Below are 21,576 nucleotides of genomic sequence, written 5' to 3'. Positions count from 1 at the left end.
TACAGGCCTGTATTTTTATTTCTTTGCTATACTTTGCTTTTCTCCCCATAAAAAAATACCTCCAAGTAGATAGTCTATTTTTAATTAATTAGACTGTCTACTTTGGAAGTATCATATCATCCTTAGTCCTTATTTTTATTTCATTTATTATAAATTGAATCAATAATTTTCTTTGTTTCTTCTATAGAAATATCTCCACAAGTTGTATAAACCACATTTTTATATATCCAAACTCCTTGTACTTTACCATTGTTTTTCATTATATAATGGTTTATATTATTTTTATTATAAACTACTACTTCTGTATCATCTTTTTCAATTAAAACATTATTATCAATATCTTCATCTTTTTCTTCATTATAAATATCCAAATAAATTAACAGTTCTTTATCTTCATTTATATAATTTAAAGTAAGAAGAGCTTTTTCTGAAAGATTAATTCTTTCTATATACTCTAAATCAAAACCATCAGGTATCTTTGAAGGGATTATAGGTTCAGAAACAATACCTTCTATTGCTTCATCAATATTACAATAAATATTATTATTGAGAGATTTACTTTCATTTTCTGATTTCTGATCGCTTCCCTTGATATTTAAATAAAAGGTTTCATTACTCCAGTCAGATATTATCTTAAAAATATTATATCTATTAGCATTTACAGCAAAACTCGTTATTATAAATACAAGTAGTAAAATCGCTGCAATTTTCCCAAAAAATTTAATAGAAAACTTTGTCTTCTTATTTGCTTGTACTTCCTGTTCATACATTTTATCAACCTTCTCACGCATTTGTTGAACTTTTGCTTCTGAAATTGGTTCTATCCCATCAATAATTGCAACAGTCTTTACACATTCGTCAATTAAATCTGTATCTATGTTTATATCGTCATCTTTAAGTGCAGTATAAGTGATATTGTATATCTTTTCTCTAACATCAGCATCGCTTTCTTTAGATAAGATAATTTCTAGAAATTCATCATTTCCCACATCGCCTGATATTGAATTCTCAGTATTTTTCATAATTATCCTTAATGAAAGATTGTCCCATAAGCCAAACTTCCAATAAAATCTCACCTCTTTTTCTATATAAATGATAATTTGTAATATATAAATTACTTACACATTTGAATATACCATGTCTTATAATCATGCTTTTTATAAAACTCAATGATATTATCTAGATCTTTTGTAGACGAATAAATCAAAGATCTTTCAATTCCATTTTCTTTAGCAACTTCTAAAATTTTATTTAACAAAGTACTACCAATGCCTGTCCCTCTATTTTCTAGTGATATATAAATATCTTCTATTTCAATATATAGCTGCCCATTATTAATTACAGGCATATTATCAGCACTATGAATTGCTCCATAGCAAAAACCTACAATCTCATTATTTACCTCAGCAACAAGAAAATATTTTCCAAGCCTTGTTTCTAAATAATTCTTATCAGCTGGGATAAACCCATAAGTTATTTCCTCATTATGCCATTGATGTTGTAAAGATATGATATTATCCAAGTCTTCATATATACATTCTCTAACAATTAAATTATCCATCTTAATCTCCTATTTTTGTTTTATATTAAATTCTATCTTTCCATACATAATATACATTTACTTTACATATAAAAATATCTTTCTACCATCTTTTTTATTTTAACTCTCAATCTATGAATTCTTGTATATGAGGCAGAAATAGAAATATTATATTTCTCGGCTATTTCTTTAATAGGCATCTTTTTAACAAAACAATCTATATATAGTTCATATTCCTCATCCTTAAGCTGTTTCATAATATCTACTTTTAACTTATCTATATCCATTCCAGACTCATTTATATTTTCTAATTCCTCCTCAACACTTGTCAAAGAACAAGCGACCTCGTCATATATAGGTATTTCATATTTATTTTTAGTATAGTATTTTCTCATAGAACTATTTATCATATTTCTAGACGTTACATATAACCAACCTTTAACATTAGGATGGTTTTTTAATTTTTTTATTTGCTTTTTTGCTTCTAAAAACGTTTCTTGTACACATTCTTCTACTATATGATTAAGACTTCTATTACCTTTAGTTAAATATATACAAAACTGATAAACATCTTTAAAATATTTTTCACATATCTCCTCATAGAAGCTATCTTCTAATTTATCCATCTTATCCACCTCAATATAGAACAAGGCAATTTAAATAAGATAAAACAGCAATTTTAAAAAATGCCTTAATATTAATATGACTTTACCACATTCTTCATATTATGTAAATAATCTTTATTAATATATAATATTTCTATACATTTTAGGCATAAAAATAAGTCACCATTTTGGTGACTTATTTTTATTTGACCTTTTTAAGAAACAAATCTTTCTTCAAGAACTTTCCCAAATTCCATATACTTTTTATCTTTAAAGATAAATCTTCTTCCTCTATTATTTAAGCCAAAGCTCTAACTTTTTGAACCTTAGAGTAGCGTATAATTATATAAATTATATCTTATATTTGTTGAAAGATGACATTGAAATTTTTATCAAACAAATATATAAAAAGAATTGCTCTTCCCTAACAAAAATAATTTATCTATAAAATAGCATTCTTTTTATTTAGATATAGACTATTTTTATTATTCTAATAAGGATTTTATTTTCATTCTATACATAATTATATAATAAATGGCGAAAACAATAGAGGTAAGTAAGCCAAGATAAAATCCAATTTGTGCAGTTCTTATACTTACGCTGAAATTTATCTCCCCAGTAATTGTAGTATAATGCCATGTGAAAAACTCATAAATATATGCTAATGGTAAAATTATTGAGGATATTAATCCAATTAAATTTACAATATCCACCTTATTTCCGCTATAACATAGTGAAAACAAGATTATTATTATTGAAAATAACACAATTGGATTTGCTAAAAGTTCAACACCTTGTATATAATGTACACTAAGATTAAATCCAAACCATAGAAAAATCAGAGGTACTAAGCTAACAAAAAATAAAATCAGCGTTTTCTTCATATATCATATCCCTTTCTATTTTTCTTGATATACGATTTCTATTATTTTATAATAATAAATTAGAATTGAATCATATTTATCTATATTAATAGATTCATTACTAAATCTAATAACATTTGGAATACAACTGATAAGCAGCGTAGCTGCTAGTATAATAATAACAATTTTAGTACTTTCCCTTTCTTATTTTACATTCTCAAGTTATTGCCCTTAAATTTCAAATATTTATCCCTTCACATATACTAATGGCCCTAATGTTTGGGTCTTACATTTATTTTTTAAATTTTTTATAAAATAAGGTTTACATATTGAAGAAAAAATGTCTTTATTATATGAATGCAAAACAAGGGATTTAGGTTTGAAATTGAATGAAGAGATTAAGAATAATGGGCATAGAATTCTTTAATCAAAGAAAATTACATATTTCTTGGGTTGAAGAATTTTCATGCTAATTAGCCATTTTTGTTACGTATATAATCAATTATCTCATAGGTGGCAAGGCTATTACCGCCTGCATTGATCATATCCCACTTAAAAGTTTCTATTGTTGTTTTGTATTTTATATTACTTAATATGTTGAATGCAGCACTTTTTAAGCTTTCAGGAGATAGCTTTCTTCGATTCATTCGTTTTCCTATCCCTAATTCAGCAATTCTATTTGCAACCGTCGGTTGGTCATTTCCCATCGGTACAACTAACATGGGAACCCCGTAATACATTGCTTCATTTACACTATTCATTCCACCATGAGTAATAAACAAAGAAGCATGTTGTAAAACATCTAATTGTGGAACAAAGGGGTAAACCATAAAATTAATGGGTATCTGTCCAAGCTTCTCTATGGAAATGGTATTTCCTATAGACATAATGACTGTAACATCTTCATTTTCAAATGCTGTAAAGCACTTTTTATAAAAAGAAATAGAATTATTGAGTAGTGTACCAAGAGATATATATATGATAGGATTTTTTATTTCGTCAAAGGATATCTCTATAGTGCTGATTCTCGGGGTAATAGAAGGACCTATAAATTTGAAACTTCTGTCAGGGAATTCACTATTGAGCACCTGAAAGCGCTTAACCGTGTAAACATAATTCAAATCTGGAGAATTAGATACAATTTCATCCACAATATCATGTGTTCCTAATTTGAACTTTTTACAAATAGCTCGTGAAAATACCTGATATAATAATCGAAATCTAAAAATACTGGTCATATAAAGACCACCAGTCTTAGCAAACATATCAATTACTGATTTATTTAGTGCAAAGGTGGAAAAAAGCCGAATAGATGGCTTTTGTAATCTATCCGCTAGGCCTTTTCCCGGAAAGAATAAAATTTCATAAATAATACAGTCATAATCTGTTCCTATACGAAGGGCAGTATCATAAGCAGCCTGCCAGCTTTTAATTTCTTTTTGAGATGAACTTAGCGTTTCAGGATAATTATCATAGGGAACAAACTGCGCGCCTGTAAGAATCACCTTCTCTTTCCATTCAGGCGCTAGGATATAAGTTACTTGGCACCCCTGTTCGACCAATTCTTTTGCCAACCCCAACGTAGGATTTATATGCCCAGAAAAAGGTAGATTTATCATTAATATTTTCAGTTTCCTTCCTTTTTTTCCTATTTCAATTTGCATAATTACTCATCTTCCTTCCCGAAAGTAATACAAACAATTTTTACTTGAAAAATTGTTTATACAAACCTTTAATCCTCTCTATATCTTCTGAGTCAATGATAGGCATATTGATTCTTTCTAACATAAATAGTAAAAAATCTAGTCTGCTGCATACCTCATCATATCTTCTCTTAAATAGCACGGGGTCAAGCCAAATATCTATGCATAATGCAAGAATTTCTGCTAACTCCTGTGGATAGTCACATTGATATTCATTATTTTCAACACCTTGCTCTATTATTTGAGATATATAAGGAGCAATGATATCGTTCAAGCTACGTATTTCATCCAGTAGTGCGAAAGGAATCTTTTCCATCCAATTATAATGTATTAATTGCTTTTGAATATCATTATTAGCATTGTACTCAATTATCTTGGAAATCTTCTCCTTAGAAGTTAGCGAACCATCTGCAACTAACTCTTCTAAAAAAGCATTTATCTGAAGTTGGGCTTCTTTTGTGACAGATTCTAATATATCTTGTTTACTCTTAAAATGATGATACATTGCCCCTCTAGATAATTGGGTAATGTCTATAATATCCTGCGTTGTGGTAGCTTCATATCCCTTTGTTGCAAACAGTGAAAATGCGCCTTTGATTATTCTTTCTTTAGTATTTCTTGTCTTTTCTTCTCTATTCATAATTTCCTCCAAAAACATACCGACAGTCTGTTTGTGTTATGTTTTTATTGTAAGATTTTTTTCATCTATTGTCAAGCAGTAGCTATAAAAAGTTTTCATATACCTGATCTGTCGTAAAATACCTACCCTCCGAGCAACTAGCAACACACCACTATTTATTAAAAAATGATAAAAAACTATATGAAAAAATAAGCCACCAAAATGGTAGCTTATTTTCCTTTAACCTTTTTAAGAAACAAATCTTTCTTCAAAAACTTTCCCCAATTCCATATACTTTTTATCATTATGAAATAGCATTCTTTTTATTTAGATATAAACTATTTTCATTATCCTATAAGATATAAAAAATCAAATTAACTCAATTAATAAAAAAACTAGGCAAAATACCAGATATTCTTTATAACAGTATGTCTTCCTAATGTTTCTAAATTAATTATTATATGGTATAATATGGCAAGTTGTCTCTTTAATTAATTGCCTCCTCGATAAAATGAAGGAGGTGATAATTTGAGGAGCCTGATGGAAAAAATTCATCGAAAAATTAAAGAAACAACTCTTGAGTCCATTATCAATGCTATTTACAAAATTTTATCAATTATAAATCTAATTCTAAACATTCTCAACAAAAGATAATGGCAAAGCCCTCAGAACTCGCACTCCTGAGGGCTTTTAATTGATAATTTGATTCGCCTAATGGTATTTTCTTTTGTAATTTTATTATATCATACAAAACTAATTTGTAAAGTATTGCTTTTAAGTCCATTGCTAATGCTATATGAGATTTCACCTGTTAGTATTATACCCAATTTAAAAAAATTTATATCTACTTCTTAATATGACTTTACCATATCCTTCATATTATGTAAATAATCCTTATTAATATATAATATATCTATGATTTTAGCCATAAAAATAAGCCACCAAAATGGTGACTTATTTCCCTTTAACCTTTTTAAGTCTAAAGAAGTCCTCTCTTTCCTTTTCTTCAAGTACTTCTTCAATATATTTAATAGTTTTAGCATACTTCGGAATTTGAATTTTTTCTAAAGCATTTGCTCTTTTTTGAGTCTTTTTAATTTCCATTGCTAGTTTATATACAGAGTTTTCTACTTCTGCTAATTCATATATTATCTTTCTAATATCTATAAAATTTAACACAGCTTTATCAAAGGCTGGATTGGTTCTAAAGAATCCATATTCTGTAGAAAAAGGAGTATCATCATATTTTATATAAGGAGTTTCTATTCCCATAACCGATTTAAATAATATATTAAAATCCTCTTCCTTTTCAATGGATAGAGCTATTTCTTCCACAGCTTCAGCTCCCATAGTAATATTAGCCAACTTCAATCCATTATAGGCTTCTTTAAATTTAACATCAATTTTTTCTTCCAGTTCATTGGCTTTATCTATTAAAGTCATCATTTCTCTAATAAGGACTGTTCTCTTCCTATCTAATAACTCATAACCTTTCTTAGAAAATTGAAGAGAATTTTTAGCCTTTATTAAATTAGCCTTTGTAGGTGTCATCTTATATACTGCCATATATTATCACCTTATTTCATATACTTTTCTATTAAGGCTGGATCTAATCTATCTAATTCTTCCTCAGGTAATAGAGATAGAATCTCCCAAGATAAACTTAGAGTATCTGTCATATCCCTATTTTCGTTAAAACTTTGAGTAACAAATCTTTCTTCAAAAGCTTTCCCAAACTTCATATACTTTTTATCTTTATAGGATAAATCTTCTTCTCCTATTATTTGGGCCAAAGCTCTAACTTCTTGAACCTTAGAGTAGGCAGAAAACAATTGATTAGCAACATCAGGATGATCCTCTCTAGTATATCCTTCACCTATACCATCTTTCATTAATCTAGATAATGAAGGCAGTACATTTATTGGAGGATAGATATTCTTTTGATGAAGCTCTCTTGATAATACTATCTGTCCTTCTGTAATATATCCAGTCAAGTCTGGAATTGGATGAGTTATATCATCATTAGGCATAGTTAAAATAGGAATCAATGTTACAGACCCTTTTTTATCCTTTAACATACCAGCCCTTTCATAAAGGCTAGCTAAATCAGAATAAAGATATCCAGGATATCCTCTTCTACTTGGTACTTCTTCTCTTAAAGAAGAAACTTCCCTTAAAGCTTCACCATAACTAGTTATATCCGTCATTATTACAAGAACATGCTGATCTTCTTCAAAAGCTAGATATTCTGCTGCTGTAAGAGCACATCTAGGAGCTATAATCCTTTCCATAATAGGATCATCAGCATAGTTTATATACATAGCTACCTTATGTCCAACTCCTGCCTTTTTGAAAGCTTCTTTAAAGAAAAATGCTTCATCATGTTTTACCCCTATGGCTGCAAATACTATGGAGAAATTTTCTTTTTTTTCTCCCTTTACTTTAATCTTTGCCTGTCTTACTATCTGAGCAGCCAATTCATTATGAGGCAATCCACTTCCTGAAAATATAGGTAGTTTTTGTCCCCTAATAAGAGTTATAAGTCCATCAATAGAGGATACTCCTGTCTGAATATAGTCCCTTGGGTACTCTCTAGATACAGGATTTATAGGTCTGCCATTAACATTATAAAACTTATCAGAGTAAATATCTCCACCTTTATCTATAGGAATACCGACTCCATTAAAGGTTCTGCCTAAAATATCTTTTGTTAAAGGAATTTCAAAAGGTCTTCCTTCAAAACTAACTTTAGTGTTTTCTACAGATAATCCTAACGTTGCACCAAAAACTTGAACGACTACCTTATCTCCATCTATCTTAATAACTCTTCCTAGTTTTTTATCTCCATCTTTACTTTCTACTTGAACAATTTCTCCGTAACCAACTTCATGAACTTTAGAAAGTTCAATTAAAGCTCCTTCTACTTTATCCAGCACTAAATATTCTTTTTTCATAGTCTCACCTGCTATTTAGAATAATCTAATTCTAATGTATTATAAAAATCATTTATTTCATTTTTAAGCTCTTCTAATCTTTCTAAGCTATCATTAGGAACAGTATACTTCATCTTAATAATATCTCCGTAAAGTTCTCCATTTCTAACTTTAGAAATTGGTATGTTCTTCTTTATGGCTTTAAGTCCCCTTTCATATAATAAATCTATAGTTTTTAACATTTCAAGCTGCTTTTTTAAAGGTACATAGGTATCTTCTTTATGAAAAGCATTTTGTTGCAAAAATCCTATTTTTATAACTTTAGCTATTTCAAGTATAAGTCTTTGATCATCAGGGAGAACATCTTCTCCTACTAAAAGAACTATTTCTTGAAGTTTGTTTTCTTCAAAGAGAAGTCGCAGCATTTTACCTCTAAGTCCTTCTACCTCTTCATTTAATTCCATTTCATAATAGTTCTTAAGCATTTCCATATAACCACTATAACTGTTTAGCCAATTTATAGCCGGATAATGTCTTGAATAAGCTAGTTCCTTATCTAATGCTAAAAATACATTAACAAATCTTTTCGTATTCTCTGTAACAGGCTCTGAAAAATCCCCACCGGCAGGAGAAACAGCACCTATTATGGTTACAGAACCTTCCTTGTTAGAAAGAGAATTTACATAACCAGCTCTTTCATAAAATTGAGCCAATCTTGAAGGCAAATAAGCAGGGTAACCTTCTTCAGCTGGCATTTCCTCTAATCTACCAGAAATTTCTCTTAAGGCTTCAGCCCAACGAGAAGTAGAGTCTGCCATTATTGCTACGTGATACCCCATGTCTCTAAAATATTCAGCTATAGTAATTCCTGTATAAATGCTAGCTTCCCTAGCTGCTACTGGCATATTAGAAGTATTGGCTATAAGAACAGTTCTTTCCATTATAGGTCTATTGGTTTTAGGATCTATTAGTTCAGGAAAATCTTCTAATACTTCTGTCATTTCATTTCCTCTTTCACCGCAGCCGATATATATTATAATGTCTGCATCAGACCATTTTGCCAATTGGTGTTGAGTCATAGTTTTACCAGTACCAAATCCTCCTGGAATAGCAGCCGTTCCACCTTTAGCTATAGGGAAAAATATATCCAATACTCTTTGCCCCGTAACCAATAATTTATTTATAGGCAATCTTTCCTTAGCAGGTCTTGGGATTCTAACTGGCCATTCTTGGTACATCTTCAAGGAATGTTTTTTCCCAAAGCTATCTTCTATTACAACGAGTTCTTCTTCAATATTGTATTTGCCATTTTCCTTTACCTTAATAACCTTTCCTTCTATGCCTACTGGCACAAGAAGTTTATGGGTTATAAGATAAGTTTCTTCTACAGTAGCAAATATCTCTCCTTCTTTTAAGAGATCTCCTTCTTTAGCTGTAAAGTTAACATCCCACAACTTTTCTTCATCTATAGAAATAAGTCCTATACCCTCTGGAATAAAGCTGCCAAAGTCATCTCTTATTTTCTTTAAAGGTCTTTGAATACCGTCAAACATATTCCCCAGCATACCTGGTCCTAATTTTAAGGATAGGGGCTTTCCTGTAGAAAGGATGACTTCTTTCCTCTTTAAACCCTCTGTTTCTTCATAGACTTGAACAGTACCTTTATCTCCATCTATGGATATAACTTCTCCAATTAACTTTTTCTCTCCAACTAAAACCATTTCTCTCATCTTAAATCCTGTCATGTTCTCACCCAATATAACAGGACCATTTATCATAGTAATATTTCCTATTAGCTTATTCATATAAATCACCCGCTTCTTCTATGGATGTATAGAGAGTTTTTCCTATTAAATATTTATTTTCTTCAATAATGGTTTTAAAGCTATTATCTAAGTTATAAGTTCTATTTCTATCAGAAATTATAAAGCCACCAATTATATCTTCTTTAGCAATATTCAATATAACATTTATTCCTTTTCCCTTTCCTAAAGACAATATATCTTCTCCAAAATTATCCTTATCTTTTTCTCTTATCTCTAAAATAATTTCCTTCTCTTGCATATTGTCCATAGCTTTTCCTATGTTATTTATTAAATAGGTTTTATATTCCTTAGAAGAAGTAAATTGCCTTCCTTTTTCTTTTAAAGAAAATATTAGATCCTCAAGAGTTTCTTGCCTTTTTGATAAAACCTTCTCCCTATTATCCTGTCTAGCTTTAGAAACCATTTCATTCTTTTGAATTTCACCTAACTGAAATTTTCTATTTATTATTTCTTTTTTTCTTTTTTCTAAAGCTTCTTTCTTTTCCTTTATAATGTTATTATTTTTTTCTTCTAATTCTTCTAAGGTTTTCTTACACTTTTCTTCTTCATCCTTTAAAACAATTTTATAAAATATATCTAATTTATCCTCAAGGGTAATCATAGCTTCACCACCTAAATTTTTATGCCTATGGATTCTTTTACATATCTCATAATGAAATTTTTATCCTTTAAACCAGTCCTATCAGGAATGGTTACAATTAGTGGAGTATTTTCATTAATCTTTACCTCTAATACTTCTTCTTTAATTTCATTAAAAACATTTTCTGTAAGGATGATTATTCCAATATCTTTATCTTCAAGAGTTCTCTTAAAATTCTCATTTATTTCCTTTTTAGATGTTGTTAGGACACCATCTATTCCTGATAATCTAAGACCTACTAAAGTATCCTTATTATCACTAATTAAAAAAGATTTCATTTTTATAGCCTTCCTAAAATTAGAATTGAAACTATAAGACCATAAATAGCAATACCTTCAGCTAAACCTACAAAGATTAAAGTTTTACCTAATATACTTGCATCTTCAGATACAGCACCCAAAGCTGAAGATCCTACAACACCTACAGCATAACCAGCACCTATAGTAGCAAGACCAGTTGATAAAGCAGCTGCTATAAATCCAAGACCTGAAAAAGATGAAGGATTAGCAGTTTCAGCTGATATAGCTTGTGGCACTAAAGTTATAATTGCACCAATTAACAAAGGTAAGAATACAAACAAGTTTACTCTTAAAATCTTCTTTAGGCTCTTTTTATTTCCTTCTACTTCTTTATACATCATAAACATTCCAGTTCCTATAGTTAGTAAAACCATTATTGTTGTTGATATTAAAATAAATGTCATGTTAAATTCCTCCTATTATTTTATATTTACAGGCTTAAATTCTTTTCCTTCACCTTTATAATATCTACTAAATAGTTCATAGTATTGAAGTCTCAAACCTTGTATAAATACGATTAATCCTTCTAATCCTATAATTATAATGTTTCCTAAGATTAAAACTATTATATTCCCAGCAGTAGTTCCTATTAGTTTTCCTATAGTTTCAAAGGCTATAAACAATCCAACGTGGGTTAATGCAAAAGCTCCAACCCTTATAAAAGATACTGTACCACTTAGCATACTTAATAAAGTTTCTATAATAGAAAATACACTTTCAATATAATATCCAGATATATCTTCCTCATGAAGAGGTCTTTTTCCAACAATTAAGTTGGATATTGGCTCTTTAAATATCATTAAGGCTATGGATAGTAATATTATTGCTACACCTATTTCCATAGGAAGTATAGTTCTTCCCAATAATTTTCCTCCAATAAGAATTAATAAACATAAATAAAATAATAATCCTACTAATCCATCTTTGCCAAAGAGTCCTTCTTTTACGTCTTTTCTTTTAACACTGTTTATAATACCGTAAACATAGCTAATAAGTATAAGACCAATACCTATAGCTACAGCTCCAGCAAGAACCGTATTTATGTTTTCAAAAGGCCTTATTAGTAAAGCAGGTATTATATCTTCAAATCCAAAAACTGCACCATATAAAATTCCAAAAATCATAGAGCTTAATCCTAACCTTCCAAGAAGTCCTCCAAAGACTTTATTGCCTTTTACCTTGGCTAGAAGAATGCCTCCCAATAGTAATATAAACCCTTGACCTAGATCTCCAAACATAGCTCCAAACAAAAACATATAGGATAGACTTAGAAAAGGAGTTGGATCTATTTCATTGTAAGAAGGAATTCCATACATTCTCACTAAAGATTCAAAGGGTCTAAAAAGCTTAATATTTCTAAGCTTTGTTGGAGGAGTTAAATCCAAGGTCTCATTTTCTCCCTTATACATAGTAAGAATCCCCTCATACTTATTTAAAATTTCCTCCATTTTCTTAATATCTTTTTTAGATACCCAGCCAGAAAGATAGAAGAATTTTTTAGATCTAGCCATATATTCTTTAGAGTCTTCTATTTTTTCCTTTATATAAAGTAAATTTACTAAGGTTGCAACTATTCCTTCATATTTAACCTTTAATTTTAATATGGTTTTCTCTAATTCATTTATCTTATCTTCTATTTCTATCTTTTTAGTTTCTAAATACCTTAACATTTCCATAGGTGTTCCAGTATATTCTTCTGGAAGTAAAATTTCTTTGAAATTTAAAGACCTTAATATTCTATTTAATTCTTCTCGTAAACTTGAAGGATACATTACTAAATAAACTTCTCCTTCTTCACTGCTTCCAGTATGGAGTATAATAGCCAATATATTTTCATAATTCTTTTTAAGCTTTATCCTGTCTGCTTTAGATAAAATCCCAAACTTATAATCAAAATAAGAAAGATTCCTTAGATCATCTATAGACATTTTAAGATCCTTTAATAAGGAAAAGTTGTTATAAAACTTTTCTATTTTAGAAAGTTCTTCTTTAAGCAGTCTCAAGTTCTCATAAGGCTTCTTAATTTCATCATATATATTATTTAGTTCTAAAGAAATCTTAGAAAAATCTAGCTCTTCTTTAAAACTGGATTTATTCACATCGGATTTAATATTCAAAATTTCCTTTAATTCTTCCCCTTTTTTAAGAAGATCTTCATAAGCTTTGTCTTTAGGAAAAGTACTAATATAGTTCAAATCAATAGCTTTTTCTAAGTTTTTATCGTTTACATTAAATACAAAACTATTTTCTTCAATTTGAGATAAGGCACTTACTAAGTCTACTTTTCCTGAAAGAATTAAATCTTTTAGCACATTATCTACATAGGAAACATTACCTATGACATTCATCATAGTCATTTTTTCAACAGCCATTATTCATCACTTCCTTCAATTTTCCTTACTAAGTATTCCTTCGTTTCCATTAAAGATAAGTCATATTTTTTAGCTTCTAGGATAGATATAATATCTCTTATCTCATATTCTAAAAGGTGCATATACGCTATAGACAATGTGATGTCTAGCTTTCCTTTTTTAAATGCATTTATAAATTGATAGTAAAGATATCGTTCTATTCTTCTTTCCATATATAAATCCACATCTTTCTCTGTATCAAATAAGAAGTTATATCTAGTTGATAATACTATTTCTATTAATCTTTCTTCCTTGGAGTAGCACATTTCTTTAATTGCTTCATAGTTAAATTCATATCCATTAGACAAGGTATAGTTAATGAGTTCTTCCGATGAAAGGTTATAAAACTTAATCCCTCTATATATCCACTCAATATTTAATAAATCAATATTTTTTCCTAATATTTCTCCAAATAGTAAACTGTCTTTTTTATCTAACTTTAAACTTTGAGCTTTTAATAGGTTAAAATAAAGTCTATCTAAATTCATCTCCATATAATATAAAATTCTCTTATATTCTTCTTTACTATAAGGTTTTAGCACATTGTAATAGAGGGTTCCTTTTAAGTTTTCAATAAACTCCTCTAAATTTTTTGATTTAGACAGCTTATCAAAATTTATATTAGAATAAGATTCCTTTAAAAGAGTTGCTTTTTTTATCTTATTTAAATCCTCTTTTCTACCTAAAGCCCTCAAATAAAGTTTTAGATCTTCTATTTCAAACCTTAAAAGTATGGATTTAAATAACTTCCTATACTCGCCTGTAAAATATGGAATTAACTTTTCATATTGATAGATTAAATACTTTTTTAGTTGTGTTTCTACTTCTTGAATGTTTTCTGTATCTCCTGTATCTTCTAAAACATCTTTATAAACTGTATTCTCTTTTAGATAAGAAATTTGATCCTTTACTTTATCTTTTTTTATTAAGTTTATATAGTCTTTTTTGGTTAATAACTTAGATTTTAAAACTCTAATTTTAGTGTTTATAGCTGCAAATCTTCTTTCACTTCCCATGTTATCCCTCTATTCTTTATCTTTAAATAAGCTATGGAATAACTCTTCTATTAGTTCATCCTTTTTTCCCTTATATAAATTGTCTATATTCTTTAGGGTCTTTTCCTCTTCTTTTCGGAGCTCTTCGGTTTCTTTTTTTCCTATTTCTATTATTTCTTTATATTTTTTATCTCCTTCTAGTTTCCCTTCTTCTAAATGCTCTTTCTCAAGGTTTTGTAAAACTTCTTTTAATTCTTTTTCTTTATTATTAATGATTTCTTCTGTTTTTTCTTTTATCTTTATTGTCTCCTTATCTATATTTACTATCTTCTTAATGACATCTTCCATATTCATCACTCCTCGATTTTATTATTATACTCCTTTCACAGATATTGTAAATTGGAGCATTTTTTATTTAAGATGATATAGACTTAAATAGTCTTATCCCTCCTCATAGCTTTTAGCATATCCAATTTTCTCTCTTTATCTCTCTTATATCCTTTGATTATCTTCGATTTTTACATTGATAAAAACAAAACGAGAGAATATCTTAATAAGACATCCTCTCGTCTTTTATTTTATGGAAAACCCTGGTTAAAGGTAAATTTATTCTTTTGATAAAACGAAACTAATGGTATATGATTAAGATATATTTAATATTTTAATGTATGGGGGATTTACATGAAGAGTAATATTTTAAAAGATCTATATACCATTCTTTTTATGACTATGCTATTTATGTTTTTTATTATTTCTTATTCTTATGCACCCGACTTTAGTCTTGGTAATGATTATAGAATGTACATGTTTGAAAATGGCAGTGCGTTGATAACCAAGACAATCAAAAGTGATAAAGAAAAAAATGTGGTAATAAGTATCAATGATCTTAATGAAGTCCGTAGGACAACCTTTTATAAGAAAGATAAATTATTGGTTCAAGAAGTCTTAGAAGAACCTGAAAAAGATAATTTAAATTCTACATCTAAAGGTTCTATATTTGAGGGCATAAAAAATAACGAACTAACCTTTGAGTATATAGACAAAACATATAAAGCTGTTGAAGTCGACAAAAATTATCTTAATAAACACTCTTATAATGACTTTGATACAAAATCTTATGATGGGAAATAAGAAAAGCGTCTATCGATGCGTTATTAAGGTAGCTTTTCTTGAAACTCATTTAGGTCAGAACGAGTTCCTACATTGAAAAAAAGAAAAAAGTAGAACTTTCCTATTCGTTATAAAAAAAGAGAGAGCCCATTTTAAGTGAGTTCTCTCCTTAGGGAATATTTAGTTTAAAAAAATTTTTAAGCCTAAACCAATAAGAATTATTGAAATAATTAATGTAATTACCCTAGGTAGTATAATTTGATAAGTCGCTATTACTAAGGCAACTATATCCTTAAAAGTAAACTTTGGTGTGTCATCTACTCTTTTAGAGTTCATTAACTCCACCTTCTTTCTCTAATATAAATGACAACTTACAAAGTGGTCTGTCTCTAGTTCCTTAGTTTCAGGAACCTGTTCTTTACATATATCTTTAACATAGGGACATCTAGTGTGAAATTTACATCCCTTTGGCGGATTTGCTGGACTAGGTACATCGCCTTGTAATATAATTCTTTGTTTTTCTTCTATAGGCATGGATTTTGGTATAGCTGATAATAAAGCTTGAGTATAGGGATGCATTGGGTTTTCAAATAGATGATCACTAGTTCCTACTTCTACAAAGGATCCAAGATACATTACTCCAATCCTATCGCAGAAATACCTTACTACGCATAGATCATGGGATATAAATAAACAAGTTAAATCGAACTGTTCTATCAAATCCTGCATAAGTGTCAGAACTTGAGCTTGAATAGAAACGTCCAATGCAGCTATAGGTTCATCACCTATTATAAACTTTGGATTTAAAGCTAAAGATCTGGCAATACCTATTCTTTGACGTTGCCCTCCACTAAATTCATGAGGGTATTTTTTTATACTAGAAGCTGGTAATCCGCATAATTCTAGTAACTCTTTAGCTTTTTCCATAGCTTCCTTTTTATCATAAATTTTATGTTTCAACATTCCTTCAGTTACAATGGCTCCTACACTCATCCTTGGATCTAGAGAAGCATAGGGGTCTTGGAATATCATCTGCATATCTCTTCTCATAAGAGCCATTTCTTCTGTAGATAAACGATAGTTCTCTTCAACATCATAGATTCTTCTACCATCAAAAGTTACAGAACCTCCTGTAGGTTCCAATAAATTTAATATGGTCCTTCCTGTTGTAGATTTTCCACAGCCTGATTCTCCAACGAGACCAAATATTTCGCCTCTATTAATATAAAAAGATATATCATCAACAGCTTTTATATCTCCAACTTTTCTCGAAAATACTCCTTTTTTTATGGGGAAATACTTTTTCAAAGATTGCACCTCTAATATTCTATCTTCCATGGTTTCTATTCCCCTCCATTTCAACTGCCCAGCATCTTACTTTATGACCATTTTCATATTCTATAAGCTCAGGCATCTTTTCTTTACAAATATCCATTGGATTAGAACATCTAGGCTCAAAGGCACATCCTTTTGGCATATTATGAAGACTTGGAACCATACCAGGAATACATTTAAGTCTTTCCCCTTTTTTGACTAAATTAGGTCTAGATGCCATTAACCCTTTTGTATAATAATGCATAGGGTTCATAAATATATCCTTAACATTTCCTTCTTCTACAATTCTCCCTGCATACATTACTGCTACATCATGGCACATTTCTGCTACTACTCCTAAGTCATGGGTAATTAACAGTATAGCTGTATTCAATTCTTTTGAAAGGCCCTTCATTATTTCTAAAACTTGGGCCTGAATGGTAACATCTAATGCTGTTGTAGGTTCATCAGCAATCAAAAGTTCTGGATTGCAACTTAAAGCCATAGCTATCATAACTCTTTGTCTCATACCGCCACTTAATTGATGTGGATACTCATGCACTACTTTTTCGGGTCTTGGAATACCGACCTTTTCTAACAGTCCTATACACCTATTTAAATTTTCCTTTCCTTTTAAGCCTAAATGGAGTTCTAAAACTTCTCCAATTTGGTATCCTATAGTAAATACAGGGTTCAAAGCTGTCATAGGCTCTTGAAATATCATAGATATATCATTTCCCCTAACTTTTCTCATATCTTCTTCATTTAGGTCTAAAAGATTCTTATCTTTAAATAGAATTTTTCCTTTGGATATATTTCCATAAGGTTTAGGTACCAATCTCATTATAGATAAAGAGGTTACAGACTTTCCGCAGCCTGACTCTCCTACTAAACCCATTATCTTACCTTTTTTTATATTTAAATCTATATTGTTTACTGCTGTTACTTTACCTTCTGATGTTGAGAACTCAGTAACCAATCCTTCTATTTGTAAAATATTTTTATCCATTGCTACACCTCCTAATGCTTAAGCTTTGGATCTAGCGCATCTCTTAAACCGTCACCTAAAAAGTTTATTGAAAGGATGGTGATAAACACTAACAATCCAGGTGGAACCCATAACCACCAGTGAAGCCTTAAGGAACGAAGATTTTGAGCTGCTGAAAGCATATTACCCCAACTTGGTTGAGGTTGCTTAACTCCTAATCCTAAGAAACTTAACCCTGCTTCAGAAAGAATACCACTGGCTATTCCCAATGTAGTATAAACAATTACTACCGCTAAAACATTCGGAAGTATATGTCTAAAAATAATTTCTATAGGAGTTAGCCCTAAAGCTTTTGAAGCTTCAACAAATTCTCTTTCCTTAACTGTCATAACTTCGGCTCTAACTATACGTGCTATACTAGGCCAGCTAAGAATCCCCGATATAATCATTACATTCCAAATACTCGGTCCTAAAATAGCAGCAATAGTTATAGCCATTATGAAAAATGGGAAACACATAAATATATCTACTATTCTCATAATAATATTATCTACTACTTTCCCATAGTAGCCGCCTATGGCTCCTAAAAGTACTCCTATTATTACAGAAATAGATGTAGACACAAGCCCTACACTCAAGGATACTCTTCCTCCATAGATTAATCTAGTAAATACATCTCTTCCTAATTCATCAGTACCTAACCAATGTTCCTTTGAAGGTTTTTGATAGGTGTTAGTTAAATTTGTTTCATCTCTATCATAAGGGGTTATAACTGGAGCTAGAACAGATAAGATAATTAAAATCGACAGTACTACTATTCCAAATACAGCCAGTTTGTTTTTTATTAACCTTTTGGCTCCAATTTTCCAAAGAGAGGTTCCTTCCTCTCCTTGTACTTTACTTATATTAGAAGATTTATTTGCAATATTATTTGCCATACAATAGCCTCCTTTCTAACTTATTCGTACCTGATTCTAGGGTCTACAACTGCATACATTATGTCAGCTAGTAAATTAGCAAATAGTACACAGAGAGCTAGAAGCATAGTACCTGCCATTACTAAAGGATAATCTCTATTTAATATGGCCTGATATACCAAAGTTCCCATTCCGGGCCAAACGAAAACTGTTTCTGTTAATACAGCTCCTGAAAGCAGTCCACCTAGAGATAGACTTATTAGGGTAACAATAGATATCATTGCATTTCTTAAAGCATGTTTATAAATAACAACTCTCTCTGAAAGACCTTTAGCCTTTGCCGTTCTTATATAATCTTGTTGTATTACTTCCAACATAGAAGATCTTGTATATCTCATTAAAGATGCTGTTTGAACAAAAGTTAACACTATTATAGGAAGAGCCATATGATGTAAAACATCTAAAACCCTTTTCATACCAGTGTAATTAGCTCCAGTTGTTTCTATCCCAGATATGGGGAAAATTCCTAAATCAAAAGCCAATACTTTTATTAGTCCCAGTGCAAAAAAGAAAGCTGGTATAGATAATCCTATAAGAGCAAGGATTGTGGCTACATAATCAAATACTGAATACTGCTTTGTAGCAGAAACAATTCCCAAAGGTACAGCAATCAAAACACTTAAAACTAAAGCTGTTACTGATAACAATAGAGTATTGCCTATCCTCCTTGAAATAACGTCCGCAACAGGTTCTTTATATCTAATGGAATAGCCTAAGTCACCTTTTATAGCTCTTTCAATCCACTTAATATACTTTACAGGTAGTGGATCATAATAGCCTATAGAGTTTAACATTGCTTCCCTATCTGCTTCTGTTATATTTGGATCTAACATAGTTATATAAGGATCTCCAGGTGTAGAATGGATAAGTCCAAATATAATCATGGAAATTCCAATAAACACTGGTATCATGATAAGTAATCGTCTTATAATAAATTGTTTCATAAATCATTCCTCACTTTATATAATTATTAGGAAGACAGCCTAAGCCATCTTCCCTAATTATTTTTTACTTCTCAATGTACCATTCATTTACTTTGTAATAATTACCAAATGCAAAGGATTGAACTCCTTTTAATTTTGGTGCTATAGCACGACCTTCACTCCAGTTATATAAGAAAATAACTGGCATGTCTTCGTTTATAATCTTTGCTGCTTCAAAATAGATTGGTTTACGTTTTTCAATTTCAATATACTTAACGCCTTCTTCAAATAACTTATCTAATTCAGGATTAGAATAACCCATATAATTACTTCCTGTCTCTATAGCTTCAGTACTAAAGTTATTTCTAACGTCTGGATCTGCACCTATACCGCTACCTAGTAAGAATAAATCAAAAGCTTTTTCATCTTTAACTTTTGCTACCATTGTTGCAAATTCCATTATTTGAAGATCTAATTCAATTCCTATATTTTTAAGATTTTCTTGTATTACAGGAGCTGATAATTCTCTAGCCTTATTTCCAGTAGGATATACTAATGAGAATTTAACTGGCTTACCATCTGCATACATCTTTCCATCTTTATATTCCCAGCCAACTTCTTTTGTAAGTATTTCTATAGCTTTTTCTGGACTATAATCATAAGTATTAATAGCTTCATCTCCTGGATATGACCAGAAAAATGGAGGGTAAGTTGTATTTGCAACATTTCCATGTCCATGAAGTAATGAATCTACAATGCCTTGTCTGTCTATAGCGTAAGTTAATGCTTGTCTAACTTTTTTATCTGCTAAAAGTGGATTTCTAACATTAACGCCCATTTGTTGGAATGAAGTATAGAATACTTCTTGAATTTGAATTCCTGCATCTTCGTATAAAGCTAAGTCATCAGGATTCATACTAGATAATTGCATAAAGTCAATTTCTCCACTTAACATTTGCGCTTGAGCAGTATCTTGGTTAACCACTTGAAGAACTATACTATCAATTTTTGGAGCACCAGCCCAATATTCTTCATTTTTTACAACTGTTACATATTGATCTGGAACAAACTTCTCAAACTTAAAAGGTCCTGTTCCTACTGGGTTTCTTAAAATATCTGTTGATTCTAAAGCTTTGCTAACTTCAATCTTACTCCAAATATGTTGAGGAATAACATCTATACCTGCAATCTTATCTAGGAATGGAGCAAATACTTCATCTGTAGTAATCTTTATAGTATGATCATCAATAACTTCTATACCTTTAATAGACTCTGATTTGCCTTCTTTATAATCATTAGCTCCAGATATAGCTGAAATTTGAGAGAATTTATTTCCAGCATATCCTGGATCTGATATGAATTCAAAAGTATACTTTACATCTTCAGATGTAAATGGTTCGCCATCATGCCATTTTACATCTTTCCTTAGATAAAAAGTTATAGACTTAGAGTCCTCTGAAATCTCCCATTTTTCTGCTAAACCACTTTCAAATTCAAACTTTGGATTCATTTCAACTAAAGGTTCATAGATTAATCCTGCTACTGCTCCATCATAGTCATCTCCAAGTAGTACAGGATTAAAAATACCTGCTGGAGCACTCCATAAAGCCATCCTTACAACACTTTTATCTGATCCCTTCACTGCATCATTGGATGGAGTATTGTTTGTAGCATTTTTATCTCCACCACAACCAACTAATAAAGTTGATATCATGGCTATAACAAGTAATAATGAAAATAATTTACGTTTCAACTAAATCCCTCCTAGACTATTTAATAGTTTTATCCATTCATAATTCTTGCAAAATTTGTGCCAATTATTATAAATTT

22 protein-coding genes are annotated in these 21,576 nt (G+C 30.2%); 1 reads left to right on the top strand and 21 read right to left on the bottom strand.

Going from position 1 to position 21,576, the window contains the following annotated elements:
• Positions 1–140: 140 nt before the first annotated feature.
• The 15 genes from KQI42_RS15425 to KQI42_RS15355 all read right to left on the bottom strand — a co-directional run bounded on the left by KQI42_RS15425 (position 141) and on the right by KQI42_RS15355 (position 14,782).
• The gene (locus KQI42_RS15425; RefSeq protein WP_216521115.1) at positions 141–1,022 is read right to left on the bottom strand and encodes a DUF4367 domain-containing protein; all 882 of its coding nucleotides are present in this window, start codon (positions 1,020–1,022) and stop codon (positions 141–143) included.
• A gap of 92 nt (positions 1,023–1,114) precedes the next feature.
• Positions 1,115–1,561, bottom strand: coding sequence for a GNAT family N-acetyltransferase (locus KQI42_RS15420; protein ID WP_216521114.1), 447 nt, complete (start codon positions 1,559–1,561; stop codon positions 1,115–1,117).
• A gap of 62 nt (positions 1,562–1,623) precedes the next feature.
• Entirely contained in the window at positions 1,624–2,166 is a 543-nt protein-coding gene (locus KQI42_RS15415; protein ID WP_216521113.1) for an RNA polymerase sigma factor, read from the bottom strand.
• Positions 2,167–2,630: 464 nt separating this feature from the next.
• Positions 2,631–3,029, bottom strand: coding sequence for a hypothetical protein (locus tag KQI42_RS15410; protein ID WP_216521112.1), 399 nt, complete (start codon positions 3,027–3,029; stop codon positions 2,631–2,633).
• Positions 3,030–3,481: 452 nt separating this feature from the next.
• On the bottom strand, positions 3,482–4,672 hold the full coding sequence (locus KQI42_RS15405; protein WP_216521111.1) for a macrolide family glycosyltransferase: 1,191 nt from the start codon (positions 4,670–4,672) through the stop codon (positions 3,482–3,484).
• A 40-nt stretch (positions 4,673–4,712) separates the two neighbouring features.
• A complete protein-coding gene (locus tag KQI42_RS15400) occupies positions 4,713–5,351 on the bottom strand; it encodes a TetR/AcrR family transcriptional regulator (RefSeq protein WP_216521110.1) in 639 nt (212 codons plus the stop codon).
• Between the two features lie 933 nt (positions 5,352–6,284).
• Positions 6,285–6,896, bottom strand: a complete 612-nt coding sequence (locus KQI42_RS15395; protein WP_216521109.1) for a V-type ATP synthase subunit D — start codon at positions 6,894–6,896, stop codon at positions 6,285–6,287.
• 11 nt (positions 6,897–6,907) lie between these two features.
• Positions 6,908–8,284 (bottom strand): V-type ATP synthase subunit B, encoded by a 1,377-nt coding sequence (locus KQI42_RS15390; RefSeq protein WP_216521108.1) that lies wholly within the window; start codon positions 8,282–8,284, stop codon positions 6,908–6,910.
• A gap of 11 nt (positions 8,285–8,295) precedes the next feature.
• Positions 8,296–10,068 (bottom strand): V-type ATP synthase subunit A, encoded by a 1,773-nt coding sequence (locus KQI42_RS15385; protein WP_216521107.1) that lies wholly within the window; start codon positions 10,066–10,068, stop codon positions 8,296–8,298.
• Positions 10,061–10,690 carry a V-type ATP synthase subunit E gene (locus tag KQI42_RS15380; protein ID WP_216521106.1) on the bottom strand — a complete coding sequence of 210 codons (630 nt, stop codon included), beginning with the start codon at positions 10,688–10,690 and terminating at the stop codon, positions 10,061–10,063. The genes KQI42_RS15385 and KQI42_RS15380 overlap by 8 nt, the downstream gene beginning before the upstream one ends.
• Before the next feature lie 11 nt (positions 10,691–10,701).
• A complete protein-coding gene (locus tag KQI42_RS15375; protein ID WP_216521105.1) occupies positions 10,702–11,007 on the bottom strand; it encodes a V-type ATP synthase subunit F in 306 nt (101 codons plus the stop codon).
• Positions 11,008–11,009: 2 nt separating this feature from the next.
• Positions 11,010–11,432, bottom strand: coding sequence for an ATP synthase subunit C (locus KQI42_RS15370; protein ID WP_216521104.1), 423 nt, complete (start codon positions 11,430–11,432; stop codon positions 11,010–11,012).
• 15 nt (positions 11,433–11,447) lie between these two features.
• Positions 11,448–13,400 (bottom strand): V-type ATP synthase subunit I, encoded by a 1,953-nt coding sequence (locus KQI42_RS15365; RefSeq protein WP_216521103.1) that lies wholly within the window; start codon positions 13,398–13,400, stop codon positions 11,448–11,450.
• On the bottom strand, positions 13,400–14,455 hold the full coding sequence (locus KQI42_RS15360) for a V-type ATPase subunit (protein ID WP_216521102.1): 1,056 nt from the start codon (positions 14,453–14,455) through the stop codon (positions 13,400–13,402). Before KQI42_RS15360 ends, KQI42_RS15365 begins: the two co-directional genes overlap by 1 nt.
• A 9-nt stretch (positions 14,456–14,464) precedes the next feature.
• A complete protein-coding gene (locus tag KQI42_RS15355) occupies positions 14,465–14,782 on the bottom strand; it encodes a hypothetical protein (RefSeq protein ID WP_216521101.1) in 318 nt (105 codons plus the stop codon).
• A 333-nt stretch (positions 14,783–15,115) separates the two neighbouring features.
• Between KQI42_RS15355 and KQI42_RS15350 the strand changes: the two genes are divergently transcribed.
• A complete protein-coding gene (locus KQI42_RS15350) occupies positions 15,116–15,565 on the top strand; it encodes a hypothetical protein (RefSeq protein WP_216521100.1) in 450 nt (149 codons plus the stop codon).
• A gap of 159 nt (positions 15,566–15,724) precedes the next feature.
• Here the strand turns inward: KQI42_RS15350 and KQI42_RS15345 are convergent, their stop codons facing one another.
• From KQI42_RS15345 to KQI42_RS15320, 6 genes are all read right to left on the bottom strand, one after another.
• Positions 15,725–15,880, bottom strand: a complete 156-nt coding sequence (locus tag KQI42_RS15345) for a hypothetical protein (protein ID WP_216521099.1) — start codon at positions 15,878–15,880, stop codon at positions 15,725–15,727.
• 18 nt (positions 15,881–15,898) lie between these two features.
• Positions 15,899–16,882, bottom strand: coding sequence for an ABC transporter ATP-binding protein (locus tag KQI42_RS15340; RefSeq protein ID WP_216521098.1), 984 nt, complete (start codon positions 16,880–16,882; stop codon positions 15,899–15,901).
• Positions 16,872–17,867 (bottom strand): ABC transporter ATP-binding protein, encoded by a 996-nt coding sequence (locus KQI42_RS15335; RefSeq protein ID WP_216521097.1) that lies wholly within the window; start codon positions 17,865–17,867, stop codon positions 16,872–16,874. Before KQI42_RS15335 ends, KQI42_RS15340 begins: the two co-directional genes overlap by 11 nt.
• A gap of 11 nt (positions 17,868–17,878) precedes the next feature.
• Positions 17,879–18,784 carry an oligopeptide ABC transporter permease gene (gene opp4C, locus KQI42_RS15330; RefSeq protein ID WP_216521096.1) on the bottom strand — a complete coding sequence of 302 codons (906 nt, stop codon included), beginning with the start codon at positions 18,782–18,784 and terminating at the stop codon, positions 17,879–17,881.
• Positions 18,785–18,804: 20 nt separating this feature from the next.
• A complete protein-coding gene (locus tag KQI42_RS15325) occupies positions 18,805–19,767 on the bottom strand; it encodes an ABC transporter permease (protein ID WP_216521095.1) in 963 nt (320 codons plus the stop codon).
• A gap of 64 nt (positions 19,768–19,831) precedes the next feature.
• Positions 19,832–21,499 (bottom strand): peptide-binding protein, encoded by a 1,668-nt coding sequence (locus tag KQI42_RS15320; protein ID WP_216521094.1) that lies wholly within the window; start codon positions 21,497–21,499, stop codon positions 19,832–19,834.
• Positions 21,500–21,576: the final 77 nt, after the last annotated feature.

It is taken from the genome of Tissierella simiarum (assembly GCF_018917865.1).
Taxonomy (GTDB): domain Bacteria; phylum Bacillota; class Clostridia; order Tissierellales; family Tissierellaceae; genus Tissierella_C; species Tissierella_C simiarum.
Note: the sequence above shows the minus strand (reverse complement) of the source record. Positions and strands in the feature narration are given on the sequence as shown.

Excerpts from the sequence above, each read along its gene's own strand:
- KQI42_RS15425 (WP_216521115.1), bottom strand. The coding sequence starts at position 1,022 with ATGAAAAATACTGAGAATTCAATATCAGGCGATGTGGGAAATGATGAA.
- KQI42_RS15420 (WP_216521114.1), bottom strand. The coding sequence starts at position 1,561 with ATGGATAATTTAATTGTTAGAGAATGTATATATGAAGACTTGGATAAT.
- KQI42_RS15415 (WP_216521113.1), bottom strand. The coding sequence starts at position 2,166 with ATGGATAAATTAGAAGATAGCTTCTATGAGGAGATATGTGAAAAATAT.
- KQI42_RS15410 (WP_216521112.1), bottom strand. The coding sequence starts at position 3,029 with ATGAAGAAAACGCTGATTTTATTTTTTGTTAGCTTAGTACCTCTGATT.
- KQI42_RS15405 (WP_216521111.1), bottom strand. The coding sequence starts at position 4,672 with ATGCAAATTGAAATAGGAAAAAAAGGAAGGAAACTGAAAATATTAATG.
- KQI42_RS15400 (WP_216521110.1), bottom strand. The coding sequence starts at position 5,351 with ATGAATAGAGAAGAAAAGACAAGAAATACTAAAGAAAGAATAATCAAA.
- KQI42_RS15395 (WP_216521109.1), bottom strand. The coding sequence starts at position 6,896 with ATGGCAGTATATAAGATGACACCTACAAAGGCTAATTTAATAAAGGCT.
- KQI42_RS15390 (WP_216521108.1), bottom strand. The coding sequence starts at position 8,284 with ATGAAAAAAGAATATTTAGTGCTGGATAAAGTAGAAGGAGCTTTAATT.
- KQI42_RS15385 (WP_216521107.1), bottom strand. The coding sequence starts at position 10,068 with ATGAATAAGCTAATAGGAAATATTACTATGATAAATGGTCCTGTTATA.
- KQI42_RS15380 (WP_216521106.1), bottom strand. The coding sequence starts at position 10,690 with ATGATTACCCTTGAGGATAAATTAGATATATTTTATAAAATTGTTTTA.
- KQI42_RS15375 (WP_216521105.1), bottom strand. The coding sequence starts at position 11,007 with ATGAAATCTTTTTTAATTAGTGATAATAAGGATACTTTAGTAGGTCTT.
- KQI42_RS15370 (WP_216521104.1), bottom strand. The coding sequence starts at position 11,432 with ATGACATTTATTTTAATATCAACAACAATAATGGTTTTACTAACTATA.
- KQI42_RS15365 (WP_216521103.1), bottom strand. The coding sequence starts at position 13,400 with ATGGCTGTTGAAAAAATGACTATGATGAATGTCATAGGTAATGTTTCC.
- KQI42_RS15360 (WP_216521102.1), bottom strand. The coding sequence starts at position 14,455 with ATGGGAAGTGAAAGAAGATTTGCAGCTATAAACACTAAAATTAGAGTT.
- KQI42_RS15355 (WP_216521101.1), bottom strand. The coding sequence starts at position 14,782 with ATGGAAGATGTCATTAAGAAGATAGTAAATATAGATAAGGAGACAATA.
- KQI42_RS15350 (WP_216521100.1), top strand. The coding sequence starts at position 15,116 with ATGAAGAGTAATATTTTAAAAGATCTATATACCATTCTTTTTATGACT.
- KQI42_RS15345 (WP_216521099.1), bottom strand. The coding sequence starts at position 15,880 with ATGAACTCTAAAAGAGTAGATGACACACCAAAGTTTACTTTTAAGGAT.
- KQI42_RS15340 (WP_216521098.1), bottom strand. The coding sequence starts at position 16,882 with ATGGAAGATAGAATATTAGAGGTGCAATCTTTGAAAAAGTATTTCCCC.
- KQI42_RS15335 (WP_216521097.1), bottom strand. The coding sequence starts at position 17,867 with ATGGATAAAAATATTTTACAAATAGAAGGATTGGTTACTGAGTTCTCA.
- opp4C (WP_216521096.1), bottom strand. The coding sequence starts at position 18,784 with ATGGCAAATAATATTGCAAATAAATCTTCTAATATAAGTAAAGTACAA.
- KQI42_RS15325 (WP_216521095.1), bottom strand. The coding sequence starts at position 19,767 with ATGAAACAATTTATTATAAGACGATTACTTATCATGATACCAGTGTTT.